The 17,439-nt window shown below is 61.7% G+C and carries 16 protein-coding genes; all 16 read right to left on the minus strand.

What is annotated here, in order from left to right:
- Positions 1-450: 450 nt before the first annotated feature.
- The 16 genes from ruvX to VXJ24_RS05090 all read right to left on the minus strand — a co-directional run bounded on the left by ruvX (position 451) and on the right by VXJ24_RS05090 (position 17,416).
- Positions 451-879 carry a Holliday junction resolvase RuvX gene (ruvX, locus tag VXJ24_RS05015; protein ID WP_330971822.1) on the minus strand — a complete coding sequence of 143 codons (429 nt, stop codon included), beginning with the start codon at positions 877-879 and terminating at the stop codon, positions 451-453.
- The gene (alaS, locus tag VXJ24_RS05020) at positions 876-3,527 is read right to left on the minus strand and encodes an alanine--tRNA ligase (protein ID WP_330971823.1); all 2,652 of its coding nucleotides are present in this window, start codon (positions 3,525-3,527) and stop codon (positions 876-878) included. The genes ruvX and alaS overlap by 4 nt, the downstream gene beginning before the upstream one ends.
- A gap of 14 nt (positions 3,528-3,541) precedes the next feature.
- A complete protein-coding gene (locus VXJ24_RS05025; RefSeq protein ID WP_330971824.1) occupies positions 3,542-4,858 on the minus strand; it encodes an AI-2E family transporter in 1,317 nt (438 codons plus the stop codon).
- A 54-nt stretch (positions 4,859-4,912) separates the two neighbouring features.
- Positions 4,913-5,737, minus strand: a complete 825-nt coding sequence (locus VXJ24_RS05030; RefSeq protein WP_330971825.1) for an RNA polymerase sigma factor SigF — start codon at positions 5,735-5,737, stop codon at positions 4,913-4,915.
- Positions 5,724-6,101 (minus strand): ATP-binding protein, encoded by a 378-nt coding sequence (locus VXJ24_RS05035; RefSeq protein ID WP_330971826.1) that lies wholly within the window; start codon positions 6,099-6,101, stop codon positions 5,724-5,726. Before VXJ24_RS05035 ends, VXJ24_RS05030 begins: the two co-directional genes overlap by 14 nt.
- 12 nt (positions 6,102-6,113) lie before the next feature.
- On the minus strand, positions 6,114-6,659 hold the full coding sequence (locus VXJ24_RS05040; RefSeq protein WP_330971827.1) for a DUF948 domain-containing protein: 546 nt from the start codon (positions 6,657-6,659) through the stop codon (positions 6,114-6,116).
- 71 nt (positions 6,660-6,730) lie between these two features.
- On the minus strand, positions 6,731-8,095 hold the full coding sequence (locus tag VXJ24_RS05045; protein ID WP_330971828.1) for a replication-associated recombination protein A: 1,365 nt from the start codon (positions 8,093-8,095) through the stop codon (positions 6,731-6,733).
- A 4-nt stretch (positions 8,096-8,099) separates the two neighbouring features.
- The gene (locus VXJ24_RS05050) at positions 8,100-9,362 is read right to left on the minus strand and encodes a deoxyguanosinetriphosphate triphosphohydrolase family protein (RefSeq protein ID WP_330971829.1); all 1,263 of its coding nucleotides are present in this window, start codon (positions 9,360-9,362) and stop codon (positions 8,100-8,102) included.
- Positions 9,363-9,420: 58 nt separating this feature from the next.
- The gene (locus VXJ24_RS05055; RefSeq protein WP_330971830.1) at positions 9,421-11,274 is read right to left on the minus strand and encodes a GNAT family N-acetyltransferase; all 1,854 of its coding nucleotides are present in this window, start codon (positions 11,272-11,274) and stop codon (positions 9,421-9,423) included.
- Positions 11,275-11,326: 52 nt separating this feature from the next.
- Positions 11,327-11,839: a DNA-deoxyinosine glycosylase gene (locus tag VXJ24_RS05060; protein ID WP_330971878.1), complete on the minus strand. Its 513-nt coding sequence runs from the start codon at positions 11,837-11,839 to the stop codon at positions 11,327-11,329.
- Positions 11,829-12,620, minus strand: a complete 792-nt coding sequence (locus tag VXJ24_RS05065; protein ID WP_330971831.1) for a metallophosphoesterase — start codon at positions 12,618-12,620, stop codon at positions 11,829-11,831. Before VXJ24_RS05065 ends, VXJ24_RS05060 begins: the two co-directional genes overlap by 11 nt.
- Before the next feature lie 148 nt (positions 12,621-12,768).
- Positions 12,769-13,161 (minus strand): hypothetical protein, encoded by a 393-nt coding sequence (locus VXJ24_RS05070; RefSeq protein WP_330971832.1) that lies wholly within the window; start codon positions 13,159-13,161, stop codon positions 12,769-12,771.
- Positions 13,162-13,170: 9 nt separating this feature from the next.
- Positions 13,171-14,223: a Holliday junction branch migration DNA helicase RuvB gene (gene ruvB / locus VXJ24_RS05075; protein ID WP_330971833.1), complete on the minus strand. Its 1,053-nt coding sequence runs from the start codon at positions 14,221-14,223 to the stop codon at positions 13,171-13,173.
- Position 14,224: 1 nt separating this feature from the next.
- On the minus strand, positions 14,225-14,863 hold the full coding sequence (gene ruvA / locus VXJ24_RS05080) for a Holliday junction branch migration protein RuvA (protein WP_330971834.1): 639 nt from the start codon (positions 14,861-14,863) through the stop codon (positions 14,225-14,227).
- Positions 14,860-15,495, minus strand: coding sequence for a crossover junction endodeoxyribonuclease RuvC (gene ruvC / locus VXJ24_RS05085; protein WP_330971835.1), 636 nt, complete (start codon positions 15,493-15,495; stop codon positions 14,860-14,862). The genes ruvA and ruvC overlap by 4 nt, the downstream gene beginning before the upstream one ends.
- 88 nt (positions 15,496-15,583) lie before the next feature.
- A complete protein-coding gene (locus VXJ24_RS05090) occupies positions 15,584-17,416 on the minus strand; it encodes a nitrilase-related carbon-nitrogen hydrolase (protein WP_330971836.1) in 1,833 nt (610 codons plus the stop codon).
- Between the last annotated feature and the right edge of the window lie 23 nt (positions 17,417-17,439).

Below are 17,439 nucleotides of genomic sequence, written 5' to 3' on the forward strand. Positions count from 1 at the left end.
CATGTGGACTCTCGTTCGTGAACATATGTGCTTATGTGTCCACCATGTTTTCCACACTGTGTCATTATATTTCGACAACAATTCTTGTGCACCAGGAACTGCTCACCGAATTAAAGATTTTTCGTATATAGCGGTTCCGGTAACGTTTTTATCTGGTCTTAATTCGTAACTATTTTTCGAATTCATATCAAAACAGTCAGAATTTGGCATACCGTCTGCGTAATAGTTCTTGTATTTTTGTAATTTCTAGTAATTTGCAAATCTCTTAATGCTTCACTATGGCATCACTATTGGCCACCAGCATCCATTCTGTTGGAATCTCCGATTTTCCTTGACAGCTCAAGCTTTGCGGTCGGACTCGTCTGATACCAGTTGCTGAAATTCCGGCATGAAAAAGCCCTTCTCCGCATGTACGGAAAAGGGCTTCGAAGCTCTTGTGCCTGGAGGCAATCAGGCGTCTCGATCCTGCGCGCGCTTCGCGTCGAGCCAGGTCTGGAGGAAGAGCGAGGCTGCGACAGAGTCGATCTTGCCGCGCATCTGCTTCTCCGTGAGTCCCTGTGCACGGAGAATCCGCTTTGCCTCGCTCGAGGAGAGGCGCTCGTCCTCGAACTCGACAGGAAGGCCAATCCTCTCAGCAATGGCCTTGCCCTCAGACATGATCTTCTCTGCCTGGGGCCCATCCTCCCCTGCCATCGTCTGCGGACGGCCGCAGACCAGGATCTCCGGCTCGTGGTCCTCGATGACACGGCGGAAGTTCCGGGAGAGCGAAAGAACCTCCTGAGCCGGAAGGACGCAGACAGGGACCGCAAGCATGCCAGAAGCATCGCTTGCGGCAATCCCTATGCGCGCATCCCCGATATCGAGCGCAAGCGCCCTCACCTGACGAGACCCTTTGCTGCCTCGAGCGCAGCATCGATGCCGGAAGCATCGGAGCCGCCTGCCTGGGCCATCTGTGGCCTGCCGCCGCCACGGCCGCCGACGAGTCCGGAGATCTCCTTGATAACCTTGCCGGCATTGAAGCCCTTGGCAACAGCGGTCTCGGTTGCCGCGGCAAGCAGGGCCACCTTGCCGTCTGCCGTCGAAGAGGCGATGACGGCAGCGCAGGGCTCGCCGCCCATGTCGTCTCTCACGGCATCCCAGACATTGCGGAGCTCCTTGCCGGAGAGGCCTGCGAGCTTCGCGAAGACGCACTTGTAGCCATCAAGCTGCTCTGCTGCCTTCACAGCCTGCGCAACCTGGTCGGAGGAGCTGCCGTACATGAGGTCCTCTGCCTTGCGCTCGGCTGCGCGCAGCTCCTGCTGGAGCGCCTCGATGCGGGAGAGCACGTCCTTCGGCTGGCACTTGAGCTCGGATGCCACGTCATTCAGGATGGAGAGCCTCTCGTCGACGTACTCCACGGCGCCTGCAGACGTCACAGCCTCGATACGGCGTGCGTTGGAGCCGACGGAGCTCTCGGACACGATCTTGAAGAAGCCAAGCTCTGCCGTGTTCCTCGCATGCGTGCCGCCGCAGAGCTCGCGGGAGAACGGATGGTCGCTCTCGCCTGTCGAGACGACCCTGACGGTGTCGCCGTACTTCTCGCCGAAGAGGGCCACGGCACCGGATGCCTTGGCCTCCTCGAGGCCCATGACCTTCGTGACAATCGGCTCGGCAGCGAAAATCTCGGCATTCACGAGACCCTCGACGCGCTCGAGCTCGTCTTCCGTGAGTGCCTCGAAGTGCGTGAAGTCGAAGCGCAGGCGGTCAGGCTCGACGAGCGAGCCTGCCTGGTTCACATGGTCGCCGAGGACCTGCTTCAAGGCTGCATCGAGCAGGTGCGTCGCCGTATGGTTGCGGCGGATGAGCTCACGCCTGCCATGATCGACCGCGCAGTCGAGCGTATCCCCGACATGGAGCTCGCCTTCCTCGACGGTTGCCACATGGGCGCTCATGCCGCTCTTGCCCTTCGTGTCCGTGACTGCAAGACGTGCAGCAACGCCGGAAAGCGTGCCGGTATCGCCGACCTGGCCGCCCATCTCGGCGTAGAACGGCGTCCTGTCGAGCACGACCTCGACCTCGTCTCCTGCCTCGGCGCTCTTGACCTCTTCGCCGTCTGCGACGATAGCAAGGACCTTGGCGCCCTCGAGCTCATCGGAATCATAGCCCGTGAACTCCGTCTTCGGGAGACGGTCGGAAAGCGCCGTCCAGACGTTGTTGGCCTGGCCCCAGGCATCGCGGTTCGCGCTCTTGCGTGCGCGCTCCTTCTGGGCATCCATGGCAGCCTGGAAGGCGTCCATATCGACAGCATGGCCTGCGGTCTCGGAGATCTCGCGGGTGAGGTCGATCGGGAAGCCATACGTGTCGTGGAGCCTGAAGGCCACGTCTCCGGAAAGCTGCTCGCCCTCGCCGAGCTTTTCCATCTCGGAGGCAAGCATCGTCTCGCCTGCATCGAGCGTGCCACGGAAGCGCTCCTCCTCGGCAGCGATGATGCCGTCGATGAGGGCCTGGTTCTCGACGAGCTCAGGATAGACATCGCCCAGGATCTTCGTCACTTCATGCGCATACGTCGTGAGGAACGGGCCCTCGATGCCGAGCAGGCGTCCGTGATAGACAGCACGGCGCAGGAGCCTCCTCAGGACATAGCCACGGCCCTCGTTCGAAGGCAGGATGCCGTCGCCGATCATGAACGTGACAGCACGGGAGTGGTCTGCCAGGATGCGCAGGCTCTTGTCGGAGGCAAGGTGCGAGCTGCCTTTGTACTCGACGCCGGCAAGCTTCTCGCCGAGCGCGATGAGGGAGCGCATGACATCGCCCTCATAGTTCGAGCCCTTGTGCTGCATGATGGCAGCGATGCGCTCGAGGCCCATGCCGGTATCGATGTTGCGGTGCGGAAGGTCCGGCATCGAGCCGTCCTCCTGGCGGTCATACTGCGTGAAGACAAGGTTCCAGAACTCGAGATAGCGGTCGCCGTCGTCGCCCGGGCGCTCGCCCTCGAAGGAAGGGCCCTGGTCGAAGTAGATTTCGGAGCAGGGGCCGCAGGGGCCGGTCGGTCCTGCCGCCCAGAAGTTGTCCTCGGCACCGAGACGGGAGATGTGGTCATAGGGCACACCCTGGGCATGCCAGAGCTCGATGGCCTCGTCGTCGTCCTTGAAGACCGTCATGTAGAGACGGTCGGCAGGAAGGCCGAGGTGGTCTTCGCCCGTGATGAACTCATAGGCCCACTCGATGGCATCTGCCTTCGTATAGCCGCCGAAGCTGAAGTTGCCGAGCATCTCGAAGAACGACAGGTGGCGTGCGTCGCCGATGTTGTCGATATCGTTCGTGCGCAGGCACTTCTGGCAGGAGCAGGCACCAATCTCCTTCATGGTCTTCGTGCCCTGGTAGTACTCCTTGAACTGGTTCATGCCGGCGTTTGCAAGGAGCAGCGAGGGATCGTCCGGGATGAGCGAGGAGGAGGGATAGAGCCTGCAGCCCTTGCTCTCGAAGAAGCGCAGGAAATCCTCGCGGATCTCCGCTGTTGTCATCGTCTTGTACTCAGCAGTACTCATGTGTCTCCAAACCTTTACCTGTTGTCGTTCCCGGCGGAATCTCCGGGGTTGTGTGCAGATGCGCTGCCGCCCGCATTGGAGCCTGCAGCGTTTGACGTGTTCTTCCCTTCGTGCGGAAGCTCCTGGACAAGCCTGGAGCTCTCGAAGAACCTGTCATCGTCCAGGGCGTCGAAGGATGGAACGATATTTCCTGCATCGTCCACGTACGGCCTGCCCTTGAAGATAGCCCCATCATAGGTGACAAGCTGGCGTCCGGTGCGCGACTCGAAGTAGTACACAAAGACACCCTTGATGGCAGCCGTGAGCGGCACGGCCAGAATCATGCCGAGGACGCCGCCTAAGGCCGAACCCATGATGATGCAGATGAGCGAGAGCACCGGATGCACCTGCACGGCAGACTGCATGACCAGAGGCGACAGGAGGTTGTCCGTCACGTTCTGGGCGATGACCATGACAATCAAGGTCTCAAGGGCAAGCAGCGGGCTCTGGAAGAGTCCGAGCACGACGGCAAATGCCGCCGAGACGAAGGGCCCCACGACCGGGATGAAATGCGCGACGCCCGTGATGACGCCGACAAGGCCCGCATAGGGGTAGCCGAAAAGAGCGAGGCCGGCGGTCGCGAGGACGCCATTTGCCAGCGAGGTAATGACCATGGAGCGCATATAGCCGCCCATGGAGCGCGACATGACCGCAAGCATGAGCGTGACGGAATGCTCGTGGCGCTCGCCGGCAATCGTTGCGAGCTCCCTCACCATGACCGGATAGTCCTTCGCGAACCAGTAGGCAAGCACGAGCCCCAGGAAGAATGTCACGATATTGTTCACGGTCGTCACGGCGTTCGTGATGACGCCGTTCGAGATCTTGTTCATGAGATCCTGCGAGACCGTGGAGCCAAGCGACGAGAGCGCAGAGACGCCCTGCGAGAGCATGTACTGGGCACCGGCGTTGTCGGTCGTCGTATAGCGGCTCATGAAATCGGTGATCTGGGCCTGGAGCTCCTGGATATAGGTCGGAATCGTCTGCAGCAGGTGCATGAGCTGCTGGATGAAGGGCGGCACCACGATGACGGCCAGGCCCACGAGTGCCGCTATCACGACAACGAGGGCGATGAAGGCAGCAAGGGCACGTCCTATCCCGTGGTCTTCGAGCCAGTTCGTGATGGGGCTGCAGATGAAGCCGAGGACGACGCCCACAAGCAGAAGCTCGAGGGCAGGGCCGATGAGGCCAAGCAGCCGCACGACAAGAACAAGCGCCACGCAGCACCCGATGATGGCAGCGCTTACGACAGCGACCTTGCGTGCGGTCGCATATGAGTTGTCCTTCGGAGCCACGGCCCTCCCCTGGTCGATTCGCCAGCTCATTGATGATAGCAGGTTAGGGGCACTCTAGCGCATGACGCCGTCCGGATCGATCTTCTCCTGGATTTTCTTGAGTGTGCGGCGAAGGAGCCTCGAGACCTGTACCTGGGAGATGCCGAGCTTGTCTGCAATCTCGACCTGTGTGAGGCCATCGATGAAGCGCATGCGGATGACTTCCTGCTCGCGCGGAGAGAAGCCACGAATCGCATCCTCGATCACCATGCGGTCATCAGAGAACGCGAGGTTCTCGTCTTCGGAGGCATAGTGGTCGAGCACCGATGGCGCATCCTCATCGCCGTTCGAGCCGCCGGCCTCGAGAGGCACGGCGCTGTAGGCGCTCGAGGACTCCATGGCTTCGAGGACCTCGTCGACGGAGGTGCCCAGGCGCTCAGCAATCTCTTCGACGGAAGGCGAGCGCTGAAGCTCCTTCGTGAGCTCGTCGGTGGCCTGGTTCACCTTGGCAGAAAGCTCCTGCAGGCGCCTCGGCACGCGGACCGACCAGCCCTTGTCGCGGAAGTGGCGCTTGATCTCGCCCATGATCGTCGGCGTCGCATACGTCGTGAATTCGAGGCCTCGATTGGGATCGAAGCGATCGATAGCCTTGATGAGGCCGATCGTGCCGACCTGGATGAGGTCGTCGAGCGGTTCTCCCCTGTTCTTGAACTTCGAAGCGAGGAAGCGGACAAGGTTCAGATGGCTCACAATCAGCTGCTCGCGCGCCTCGGTGTCCCCTTCTTCCTTGTAGCGGCGGAAGAGCTCCCGGGTCCGGTCCTTGTCCCAGGCAAGCTTTCCGCGTGGTGTCCTCGAAGATACGCGGCGGCGTACCTTGGGGGCTGGATTATCTGTCGGCATTCTCTACCGTCCCAACGTGCTTCATGAGATAGAGCTCGTGCTTGTCGGCGTCGATCTCGTAATCGTCGCAGAGCGCAGCGAGCAGGAGGTCTGCATAGGCAATGGTCTCATCTTCCGATGCATCTGCATCGCCCAGGCTGTAGGTGATCTCGACCGTGCCATCGGAAAGGTCGAACGTGACAGCACAGCTCTCCGGCTTCGTCGCGCAGGCATACACGAAGCCTTCCTCGGCAGCCATGCGCAGATCTTCCACATCGTCCACGGAGAACGAGCAGACGACGCCGAGGTTGGCGGCGAGCATGCGCACCGACCTTGCAAAGCCCGCCTCAGGCGGGATATTCAGGGTTACATGCCTTTTCTGCATGGGAGTAGGTACCTACCTTCCTGTTTCCTTGTCAGCATCCTGGCTCTCCTGCACAGAAGGATACGTGACATAGCCCTTGTCGGAGGAAGCCTCCTTCGCATCTTCAGGCTCTGCTGCAGGAGCGCCCTCTTCGAGAGCATGCTCGCCTCTCGGCTTTGCGCCCAGAGCGGATGCAATGCGGGCACCAGCAGTTGCAGCTCCTGCTGCGACCTTTGCAACGCCCGCCGAAACCACATTCGTCGCATCTGCTGCCGTGCCGGACACCTCGGAGACATCGTCCAGGATGCCATTGATCTTGGCCAGGCTCTCGTTTGCGGAGTCGACCGCATCGCGTGCGCTCTCGAGGATTGGCTCGACCTGCTTTGCAGATGGCTGCAGGTCGTCCACCATGCCATCGGCCTTCGCGATGATGGGCTCGATCTCGTCGATTGCGTGGTTCGCCGAAGCCGTCACCTCGTCGATGGACTTGCGGGCCTTCCTGATGGTGATGGCAAGCTCCGCCACTGCCCAGATGCCTGCTGCCACAAGCACGGCCAGAAGCACGTCGGTAAGACTCATGCTGGCTCCCTTCCTCTCAGCGCACATACTCAAAGATTCGGCCTCCCCCTGGAGGCATGCTCTTCTGGATTCTATCCGTTTTTGCCGGCCTTATGCGAAGCTGCATCCTGGCGATCGCGTCCTGTCTGCTCGATGCGCCATGATTCCCATCCCCTGCCGCTCGGCTGGAAGAAGCAGCCACGCTCGAGGCCATCCGGCAGATACTGCTGCTCGACCCAGCCAGAAGGATAGTCATGCGGATAGAGATAGGCCCCATAGGACTCGGACCCCGGACGGTGACGGTCGCGCAGATAGGACGGCACGGCACGTGCAGGGCCTTCCCGCACTTCCTTGAGCGCAGCATCGATTGCCGCCTCTGCTGCGTTGGACTTAGGGGCGAGCGCATTGTAGAGCGCGGCCTGGCAGAGGTTGATCCGGCATTCCGGATAGCCGATGACCTCAGCCGAGCGGAATGCTGCCTCCGCCACGCATATTGCCATCGGATCTGCATTGCCGATATCTTCCGAGGCGCAGATCAGGATGCGGCGCGCGATGAACTTCGGATCCTCCCCTGCATCGATCATGCGGGCTAGCCAAAAGACCGTGGCATCAGGGTCGGATCCCCTCATCGACTTGATGAAGGCGGAGATGATGTCGTAATGCTCGTCTCCCGACTTGTCGTAGCTCTGCCCATGGCGAGGATTGGCCTCCTCGACGAGTGCCCGTGTGATCTTCCAAGGGCCTTCGTCTGCCTTGCCTTCGCTTTCTTTGCCAGGCACAGGCGCTGCAAGCTGCGCTGCAAGCTCGAGCGACGTGAGGGCAGACCGCGCATCTCCGCCAGCAAGCGTCACAATCTCCGCTTCTGCATCCTCATCGAGCACATACTTCCCATCGAGACCCTGAGGCGCCGCAACCGCACGCTCGACGATCTGCTTGATATCGTCGTCGGACAGAAGAGAGAGCTCGACGACACGCGAGCGCGAAAGCAGGGCCGAGTTCACCTCGAAGTAGGGATTTTCTGTCGTTGCGCCGACAAGAACGACCGTGCGGTCCTCGACAGCATGGAGCAGCGCATCCTGCTGGCTCCTGCTGAAGCGGTGGATCTCGTCGACGAAGAGGATTGTGCGCTTCCCCTGCGCAAGCCAGCGGTGCTCGGCATCTGAAATCTCGCGCCTCAGGTCCTTCACGGTTCCCGTGACAGCCGAGACCTCGACGAACTCCGCGTGCGTCGTATGCGCGATGATGCGGGCAAGGGTGGTCTTTCCGGTCCCTGCTGGCCCATAGAGGATGACAGAGGTCAGCATATCGTGCTCGATTGCCGCGCGGAGCCACGAGCCAGGGCCTACCGCCTCCGTCTGGCCGACATAGTCCTCGAGCGTCTCAGGACGCATGCGCACTGCAAGCGGTGCATGCTTCATGCGCGCCTCGCGTTCATAGGCACTGAACAGATTGTCCACGCCGCTATCCCTCCCATTCCCTGACAGGAAGCTTGTAGTCGAAGTAGCTGCGCTTCGGGAAGAGCCTTCTCGCTTCAGGGAAGAGCCGCTCGCAGGTTGCTATGAAGTAGTCGTCGGTCATCGCGCTGATGAAGTCTGCCACGGTCTGGTCAGGCGAGCTCTTCCAGTCATAGGTCCTGCCATAGTGCGCCAGATGCGCCTCGAGCGGGATGATGTGATGATGGAAGATCGCGCGGCTCTCGTCTCCCGAAGCGAGGCTTTCGAGCTCATGGTCATAGAGCGCTGAGAAGAGCTCCTGGATGTCCTCCGAGAAGTCGCCTGCCACCTCGTGCGTGCGGTAGATCTTCTCGTAGTTCTCCTCCTTCGCACGCGCGAGCTCCCGGAAGCCTTCCTCGCTCATCGAAATCTCAGGCTTTTCGAAGCTCTCGTTCACGATATCGGCGACGAAGGCCGAGAGCGCCCAGGCATTGTAGCCACCGCCAAGGCCATCCCTGAAGGCGTCCTCGCCGACAAGGCCGGCACGCACCGCATCCTGGCGGTCCTTGCCGACATAGGCAATGATGTCAGAGAGGCGCACGACGCACCCTTCCTTTGTCATTGGCCGCAGCGTCTTCACGAATGCTGGCCCTTCTGCCCAGCAGCGCTCGATCCTCCTGTCGAATTCTCCGAAATCCGCAAGACCGCTTGTCTTCAGATGCTGGTTCACGAACTCGCCGTTGTGGCAGAGGGCGCCGTCGAGCGTCTGGAGCGCGATGTTCCTGCCGTAGAGCACATCGAGGACGCGCACGCTCTGGACGTTGTGCATGAACCAGAGGCCGCTCCTCTCGTGGAAAACATCGTTCAGGAAGTGCTCGCCTGCATGCCCGAAGGGCGTATGCCCAAGATCGTGGCCCAAGGCCATGGCCTCGATCAGGTCGAGATTGAGTCCCAGGGCACGGCCGATATCACGGGCGACCCGGGCCACAAGCTGCACGTGGAGCCCGCGCCTCGTGAGATCGTCATTTGCTGCGAACGAGAACACCTGGGTCTTGCCGGACAGCCTGTTGTAGGCAGGCATATGGATGATCTTTTCCGTATCGCGCAGGAATGCCGGGCGCATGACGGACTCTTCGTCGGCAGCACGCGCGTCGCGCCTGAGCGCTGCCTCGTCGGGAGTTGCACCGTCTGCATGCGCACCCGATGCAAGCAGAGCCTTCACGCCTGCTTCCACATCGGGCGAAAGCGTTCCTGCAAGGTGCGGAGCCAAAGGATTCAGGAGCCTGGCCATACGGTCCTCCTTCTGCTGTCTCGTCTCTTGTCAGGAATCAGTATAGATCAGCCAGCGATCAGACGTTCCCTCTCAGAAGAAGGTACTGCTCATCTGCAGGGCTCACCTCGAAGCCGAGCTCTGAATGGAGACGGAGCGACGGCTTGCTTTCGGGCGCTATGAGTGCCCAGGGCACCCTGCCTTCCGCAAGAAGACGGTTCACAAGCCTGCCTTCGAGGGCAGACGCCCAGCCGCGTCTGCGCCATTCCGGCTTCACTTCGAGAGGGCCGATCGAGCCATCCGCACGAAGCCCCACGACGCCGACCAGCTCGTCTCCATCGAAGCCGCCGAGAAGCGTGCCGCCTGAAAGGCTTTCGAGAATCTCCGCATCGGCACGTTCGCTCTTCCCATGGAGGAAGGCTGATACCTCATCTGCAGCATCCTTGCTGAGCGTCTCGATATGGTAGCGCTTGGCCACCTTGCAGCGGCGCCTTCCCTTGTAGACCGCGAGGTGGAGCGGCATCTTCTTCGTGAGTCCGAGCTCTTCTGCTGCAAAGGATGCAAGTTCTGGCTCGAGGAGCAGGAGGCGGTCTGCATGGCTCTGGAGTGCAAGCGCATCTTTCCCCTCTTCTGCATCAGGCGCAAAGAGGATCTCGGTCCCCTGGGCATTCCGCGCAAGGATCGAACCTTCCGAGACATGGAGAAAGGCAAGGCTGCCCCTTTTTGCCTGCTCCATGAGGGGGAAGGCACGGCGCGGCGCATGGGCAAGGATCTTCCCTGCTGCCGCGGCAAGCTCTTCCTCAGAACGCGTGTCAGGATGCGTCAGATACGCGAAGCGCCGACAGATCGTAGATTGGCTCTTCTCTCCTGGATGGTCGCATCCGTCGGCGAAGGCCCGAGGAGCCCTATCGGAGAGATGCGAGCCATCCACAAGCTTCATGTATGGGTGGCGGGCACACTCCTCTTCGAGCACGGGGGCAACCTTTGCCATGCAGCTTCTCGGATGCGTCTGGTAGCGCTCCTCCCTATAGGGGAACGGCGTCAGGACATACGTCTCGGCATCCGGATAGCGCGCTGCGAGCGCTGAAAGGCTCGTGCGCACATCGAAGCGGAGCCTGCTTTCCGGGTACGCCTCATAGCGGTAGTTTGCACCGAGCTCGACAATGACCTGAGCGACGTCGAGGCCCTCGGGCAGCGTCTCGAAGAACTGCGGCTCGAAGACCTGGCCGCCGACGGACAGGTTCAGAAGGTCGAGGTTCTGAGAATCTGCCCACTGGGCCACCCAGGCATGCCGCGGATCTTCCGTGACGAAGCCCTGGGCTATCGAGTCGCCAATCACAAGGCACAAGGGGCGTGCCTCAATGGGCTCGAGCGTCGTGCCGTCGCCCCAGATCCTGCCCAGGCGCACGCCGCGAAGGCAGGGCAGCCATATCTCCACCTCATGCTCTGGCCCGAAACCCGGAAGGCGCTGCAGGTGCCAGGAAGGATGGAGCGTATCCTCATCGAGATACCAGCTGACGACCTCTCTGCCCTCTCCTGCCTCATGGAATGCAAGCTTCCGTCCATCGCAGGTGCAGGACACCCCGTCATGTGCTTTCCAGGCAGCAGGGTCTTTTCCGTCCACATCCTTGAGCACCGCCCGGGTGCCGGAAGGCTCCTCATCCCACACAAGCTCGAGCGCAATCTCGAGCGAGTTCGTGCGGAGACGCAGCACCATGCCTGCAGAGGTCTTTCCCATCTGCTTGTAGAGCCCTGGATGCCATGCCACGCAGCTGCCGAGCGCGCGCATGCCCGCCTCGCTCATGCGCCAGGGACGGGTGAGGCCCGCTGCCTCCTCTTCCGTGCGGAGCGCTCCATGGAGGAAGCGCGCTGCCGGCGCCTCGATGAGGAGCCGGCGCGTATCCTCTGATGTGAGCATGTCTTTGAGACCCATGGAGCTGACCCCTCGTGCCGCGATATGGCGCAAATCTTACTATTGCTCCATCTTAGCGGGCTTTTCCGCCATCTGCAGCTTCGCGGACAGGACGGTAAGCCAAAAGCAGATCGGGGAGGCGCATCCGGGCATTTGCAGGGCTCGTCGAAGGCAGGGCATGGGCAGAGATGCCTGCTGCCTTCTCCACATAGCGCCGGTAGAGCGCATGCGCTCTCGTGCCCGTCGTGAAGACGCACCCGATCGAGGTGCCTGAAAGAAGCTTCGCTATATCGTTCGGCACGACGTCGGTGATGCTTGCATCAGAGGCACCCCGTATGCGGCAGCGATGGATCACGTCCCAGAGGGCGATATGGTGCACAGCACAGAAGGCAATGCGCTCCTCATTTGTGAGCGGCTCGTCCTCTTCCCAGAGCCCTGCCATGACAGGCCAGAAGCGGTTCTGCGGATTTGCATAGTACATGCCGGTTTCGCGGGACTTGGGGCTCGGAAGGCTCCCCAGGATGAGGACGCGGGCGTCTGCCGGCAGAATCGGTTCCAGAGGATGGACGATCGTCTCAGTCTCCATCAAGCACGTCCTCGTAGAACTCTTTCCGGTCATCGAGCCTCAGCATGCAGAGCCTGCCATGGTCAGGCACCGACCCCGCCCCGCAGTCGATAACAAGACGGTCGGCAACGCCGCCTGTCGCCTCCGTCGCGCCAAGCGAGAGCATCTGGCATCTGCCATCGTCGTTCAGGGCACTTCTGTCTGTCACATCGGCAAGCGTTTCTGCAAGCGCTGTCGGCGTATGTCCGCCGACGATGACGGGGCCTTCGCCCTTTGCATCGAGAAGGCCGGTCGGCCGGTCGAGATACCCTTCGCGGATCCAGACAAGGTCATCCGCATCCTGCGCCGCAAGCGCTGCGGAGATATGGTCCGCTGCATCGGCAGCGAGCTTCTCTGTCCGCAGGCCGGCATGCACGAGCACGTACGTCCTTCCGGCAACGGTCTTCACGATCCAGCGCGCCAGGCCTGCCGCCCAGTCGAGCAAATCGTGGCGTGCGTCCGCCTTCATCTTCATGAGCCCCCGGGCAGTTGGGACGCCGCCATTGATGGCCCAGTTCAGAAGCGCCTCCTGATCCTGCGGATTGTGGAAGAAGTCGAGCATGAGCTGCTCATGGTTGCCAAGAAGGACCGTCGCATTCGGCAGGTTCCGGCAGAGCTTCATGACCTCGACAGAGTCAGGTCCTCTGTCGACCATGTCGCCCAGGATGTAGATCTCGTCGTTTTCGGCAGGCGAGACCTTCTCGAGGAGGCGGTCGAGCGTCTTCAGTCTGCCATGTATGTCAGAGAGTGCATAGCATGCCATGTCCGCTCCTTCCACCGCGCGCCCGCGCCATCACTCTAGGGCTTCTGCGAGAGAAGTGGCAGCAATTCCAGGAACAAAGTCTGCCAATGGCTGAACAGGTGCGGCTAGCGCCTGAATGCACCCCATGAACGGCAGGGAATATCCGCATCTATGCAAGCTGCTTGTCGAGGTCGGCAAGCTCGTCCGGTATGTTCGAGAGGTCCCAGCCGAATGCCACAGCAACGGCACGCGCCTGGGCAAGCCTCAACTCGGACGTCTTGTCATCTCCGCGCCTCTCATAGAGCGAGGCGAGCTTGTCCAGCACGTAGGCAGCATATCCTGCAACCGTATCGCCGATGCCGGAGAGATCCATCATCGTGACGAGCGATTCAGGCGTCAGCATGAGCGCCGTCTCGGGATCGAGCTGCAGGAGGTCACCCACCGCATGCTCTGCCTCGTGGATCGATTTCAGGTCCTGGTGCGCTGCTGCGTGGAGCAGCGGGTCCGTGACGGCGTCGACGAACTGGGTGATGAGCATCATGATATAGTCGCGTTGCAGCATGAGTCGCTCCTATGCGTCGGTAGGCGGAATGAGTCCGAGGTGCTCGAAGGCCGCACGGGTCGCTTTCCTTCCCTGCGGGGTCCGGATCACCAGACCACACTGTAGCAAATACGGCTCGTAGACGTCCTCGATCGTCGAAGGATCTTCGCTGACGGCACTCGCGATCGTCGTGAGGCCGACCGGACGTCCGCGGAACGTGCTGCAGAGCGCTGTCAGGATCTTCACGTCCATCCAGTCGAGGCCGAGCTCGTCGATCTCGAAGAACGAGAGCGCCTCGCGGGCAACCTTTTCCGTAATCGTGCCATCGCTCTTCACCTGAGCATAGTCGCGCACGCGCTTCAGGAGCCTGTTCGCAAGGCGCGGCGTGCCACGGCTCCTCGACGCAATCTCCTGCGCGCCCTCCTCGTCGATCCCGACACCCAGGATGCCGGCAGAGCGTACAACGATCTTCGTGAGCTCAGGAATCGTGTAGTAGTCGAGACGGTAGGAGATGCCGAAGCGGTCGCGGAGAGGCCCTGTCAGAAGGCCGGTCCTCGTCGTTGCGCCGACAAGCGTGAACTTCGGGATATCGAGACGGATCGAACGGGCGGCAGGGCCCTTGCCGATCACGATATCGAGGAAGAAGTCCTCCATTGCAGGATAGAGGACCTCCTCCACCTGATGGTTGAGGCGGTGGATCTCGTCGACGAAGAGCACATCGCCTGGCTCGAGGTTCGTAAGTATTGCAGCAAGGTCGCCTGTGCGCTCGATCGCAGGGCCGCTCGTCGTATGCATCTTGGCACCCATCTCGTTTGCCAGGACATTCGCGAGCGTCGTCTTGCCGAGGCCCGGAGGGCCCGAGAAGATCACGTGGTCGAGCGGCTCGCCACGGCGCTTCGCCGCCTCGATGAGGACACGGAGATTGTCGCGCACACGCTCCTGGCCGATATAGTCATCGAGCGTGCGGGGCCTGAGCGTGCGGTCGACCTCGATATCGTCTTCCGTGAGCTCTCCCGAGACCTGGCGGGCATGTCCTGGCCGCGCCATGTCCTCGAAGAGATCGTCCTGCTTGGCCTGCCACATCCTAGATGCCACCTCCCAGACGCTTCAGCGCATAGCTGAGCGCTGCCTCGACGGACACAGCTCCCGCCTCGTCTGCGCCCTTGAGCGCAAGCTCTGCCTCCTTCGGGGTGAATCCCATGGAGAGAAGCGCCTGCGTAACCTCTTCGGAAGGAGACTCCACAAGCGGCAGAGGCGCACTCTTGCCAGCGGGAACCTCGGTGGCAGCCTTGCCGGCAAGGCCCATGAGGACAGGATCCTTCGCAAAGACGCCCTGGAGCTCCAGGATGAGGCGGTGCGCCGTCTTCTTGCCGACACCCGGCACGCGCGACATGCCCGCTGCATCGTCTGCTGCGACCACGGCATAGAGCTCTGCCGGCGTGAATGTCGAGAGAACGGAGAGCGCAAGGCGAGGCCCCACGCCTGCGACCTGGACCAGCCGGTCGAAGAGCGCGCGCTCCTCCTTCGTCGCGAATCCATAGAGCCGAACTGCATCCTGGGAGACAATCATGCGGGTCAGAAGCGTCACGCCCGCCTCCCCTGCCTGGGGAAGCGACGCTGCCGTGTTTGCCGATATGCCGAGCTCATAGCCGACTCCGCCGACATCGAGCACAGCTGTCGTCGGCAGCACCTCCACGAGCGTTCCTGTCAGCTGCACGATCATCTTGAAGCCCTTTCCCGTGCCATCTTCTCGAGGCGGGCAGCCGTTGCTGCCGCCGTCTCCTCATGCTTCTCCCGGCGCCTCTGCTCCTTCTGGGCAATCTCCGCCTCGCGCACGAGCGCTGCCGTCCTCTGGTTGCCGTTCGCATAGCGGGAAATGTCCTGCGTGCGCCTCAGATTCCAGTGGCAGATGGCAGCAGCAAGCGCATCGGCGCAGTGGTCGGGGTGCGGGTCATGATCGAGCGCAAGCACCTGTCTCACCATGAATATCACCTGATGCTTGTCGGCGGCACCGGTGCCGACGACAGCCTGCTTGATCTGCATCGGCGTGTACTCGCCGACCTTGAGCCCCTTCTCTGCCGCAGCGACAAGTGCCGCTCCTCTTGCATGCGCTGTCGCTATGGCCGAGCGGCTGTTCTCTGCGAAGAAGATCTTCTCGATAGCAAGCTCGGTGGGCTCGAACTGGATGATTGCGTCGTTCACATCCTGGTAGATGCGGCCCAGCCTCTCGTGGAGCGGCTCATCTGCCCCCGTCTTGATGCAGCCATAGGCACGGGCACGGCAGACCGTGCCCCTTGTCTCAATGATGCCCCAGCCCGTATGCGCAAGGCCGGGATCGATGCCGATGATGACCATGGTAACCCCCGAACAACCGTTCTGACTCATACCATGGTAGCACAGACCGGCATGTTGCAGCACGCGGCACAGGAGCGCACAGAAGATATCAGTTCTCCGAGAACGGCTGTCCCCACGACGGGAAGCCGGGGCGGATCGTGAAGCCATCCTGCTCCGTGCCTTCCGGCATGCCCGGCACCTCCTTCGGACCCGGCGTGTTCGAGAGCTCGCGGATGAGCTCGAAAGCATCGGCGAGGGCATCTGAGTCCTGAGGCGGGACAGACCCTGCCTTCTGGCCCCGGAGCATGCGCTCGAGCTCGTGCACGATATCCTCGAGGTTCTCGGCTCCTCCCCCTTCGCGCTCATGGTCCACCCAGGCAACGCCGACGGGGGTCTCAAGCTCGGAAAGCGTGCAGTTCGAGACCTCGAAGCAGGGCGGAAGCATCTGGCGCGTGAGCGCAGCATCATGGAGGCGATGGAGCGCCGCCTTCACGAAAACAGCAGGATAGCCCTCATCGAGAAGTGCTGCTATATCATGCATATCCTCGATGCGTGCGGCAAGCATGCGGTCAAGCGCCTCGAGCCTGCCCTTGTCGGTCGCAGCGCTCTGGGAGATGCCGAAGATGTCAGGCACAGCGTATGCGCTGAGCATCTCGTCCGGAAATACCGGAGAGACACGCATCCTGTCCTCGGCCAGATCGAGGAGCTGGGATCTCCAGATGTCGCCGAAGGGTGCCCAGGCCTTGCCGGAGACGCCCATACGCTCCTCTCCGAGCGCCAGGCCTGTCTTGTCGTCTGGCACGAGCACAAGCGCATGCTCCTGGCGGGCAAGCTCCGCCAGGAAGGCTGCCTCGACACCCCTGAGGAGCAGAGGCGACTCCGTGGCCCAGGCACCCGGCTGCGGCACGGGCAGGCGGAAATCAGGCATCCTTGTCTCGATGTGGAGCCGGTCTGCAAGCTCTGCGGCAGCTGGGCTTCCGTCCACGACGAGGGCCTCGACCTTGCGGGGGCCCAAAGCATCGCAGGCAAGCGTAGCGAGAAGCCCCGAGGCAAGTCTTCCATCGAGCGCCAGCGCGACCTTGTCCTCCCCTTCTGCATGGACAAGATCGGCAAGTCCACGTACGAGAAGCTCCCAGAGCACATGGCTCTTCTCCCGGACGCCCGGATGAGGAAGCTCTGCCACAGGCGTCCCTTCAGCCTTGTCTTCCGTATCGAAGACAAGAAGGCTCTCCTCGAGAAGCGGTGCCTTCGCCTGGAGACGCCCCTCAGCATCGAGCACGAAGCTTCCGCCGGCAAAGAGCTGAGGCCCATAGCCGCCGACGGAGTCGGCGCAGGCAAGCCAGCAGCCGATCTCTTCTGCATCCTTTGCAAAGCGGTTCTCCGCAAGAGAGAGCGAAAGCGCCGAGTCGAGATCTCTGGCAACATAGCCATCCTGCGGAAGGTAGAGCAGGACATCGAGCGAGAAGTCGTAGTCGCGGTAGTCGTCGAGATCGTCGTAGGTGAAGGCGACGCCGATATGCGTGCCGTCGAGCTCGAACTCGGGAAGATCCGGTGCCGGCATGCTGCCTGCCTGGGGAAGCTGCCCCGAGCTGGCAAGCGCGCCCATCGATGCCGCCATGGCACCCATGCGCAGAGGCACAAGCTCCCCATCGTCTATCAGGAAGGCTTCGGCGGCAAGACCAGTGCCGGTTCCTGCCACGACCGGCACGATTGCAGCACAGGGAATATCGTCGGCCAGACGGCGCAGCGTCTCTGCCGCATCTCCCACATAGGCCTCGATATCGCTCTCCTCGACAGGAGAGGGGCCTGTCAGCACGGCATACGGAAAGACGACGAGGCGGGCACCTGTATCGGCTGCCTTCTCCGCGCTTTCGGCCATGCGCTTGGCCGTCACCTCGAAATCGCCCGCCACCGAAGACATCTGGGCTATGGCAATCTTCATGTACACCATCCAAAGAAAAAAGG

The sequence above is a fragment of the Olsenella kribbiana genome, assembly GCF_036408795.1.
Classification (GTDB): Bacteria; Actinomycetota; Coriobacteriia; order Coriobacteriales; family Atopobiaceae; genus Olsenella_L; species Olsenella_L kribbiana.

Coding starts and splice junctions, on each gene's coding strand:
- VXJ24_RS05090 (WP_330971836.1), bottom strand. CDS start 17,416: ATGAAGATTGCCATAGCCCAGATGTCTTCGGTGGCGGGCGATTTCGAG.
- VXJ24_RS05065 (WP_330971831.1), bottom strand. CDS start 12,620: ATGGCATGCTATGCACTCTCTGACATACATGGCAGACTGAAGACGCTC.
- VXJ24_RS05040 (WP_330971827.1), bottom strand. CDS start 6,659: ATGAGTCTTACCGACGTGCTTCTGGCCGTGCTTGTGGCAGCAGGCATC.
- ruvB (WP_330971833.1), bottom strand. CDS start 14,223: ATGTGGCAGGCCAAGCAGGACGATCTCTTCGAGGACATGGCGCGGCCA.
- alaS (WP_330971823.1), bottom strand. CDS start 3,527: ATGAGTACTGCTGAGTACAAGACGATGACAACAGCGGAGATCCGCGAG.
- VXJ24_RS05070 (WP_330971832.1), bottom strand. CDS start 13,161: ATGCTGCAACGCGACTATATCATGATGCTCATCACCCAGTTCGTCGAC.
- ruvC (WP_330971835.1), bottom strand. CDS start 15,495: ATGGTCATCATCGGCATCGATCCCGGCCTTGCGCATACGGGCTGGGGC.
- VXJ24_RS05035 (WP_330971826.1), bottom strand. CDS start 6,101: ATGCAGAAAAGGCATGTAACCCTGAATATCCCGCCTGAGGCGGGCTTT.
- VXJ24_RS05050 (WP_330971829.1), bottom strand. CDS start 9,362: ATGGCCAGGCTCCTGAATCCTTTGGCTCCGCACCTTGCAGGAACGCTT.
- VXJ24_RS05060 (WP_330971878.1), bottom strand. CDS start 11,839: ATGGAGACTGAGACGATCGTCCATCCTCTGGAACCGATTCTGCCGGCA.
- VXJ24_RS05055 (WP_330971830.1), bottom strand. CDS start 11,274: ATGGGTCTCAAAGACATGCTCACATCAGAGGATACGCGCCGGCTCCTC.
- ruvA (WP_330971834.1), bottom strand. CDS start 14,863: ATGATCGTGCAGCTGACAGGAACGCTCGTGGAGGTGCTGCCGACGACA.
- VXJ24_RS05030 (WP_330971825.1), bottom strand. CDS start 5,737: ATGCCGACAGATAATCCAGCCCCCAAGGTACGCCGCCGCGTATCTTCG.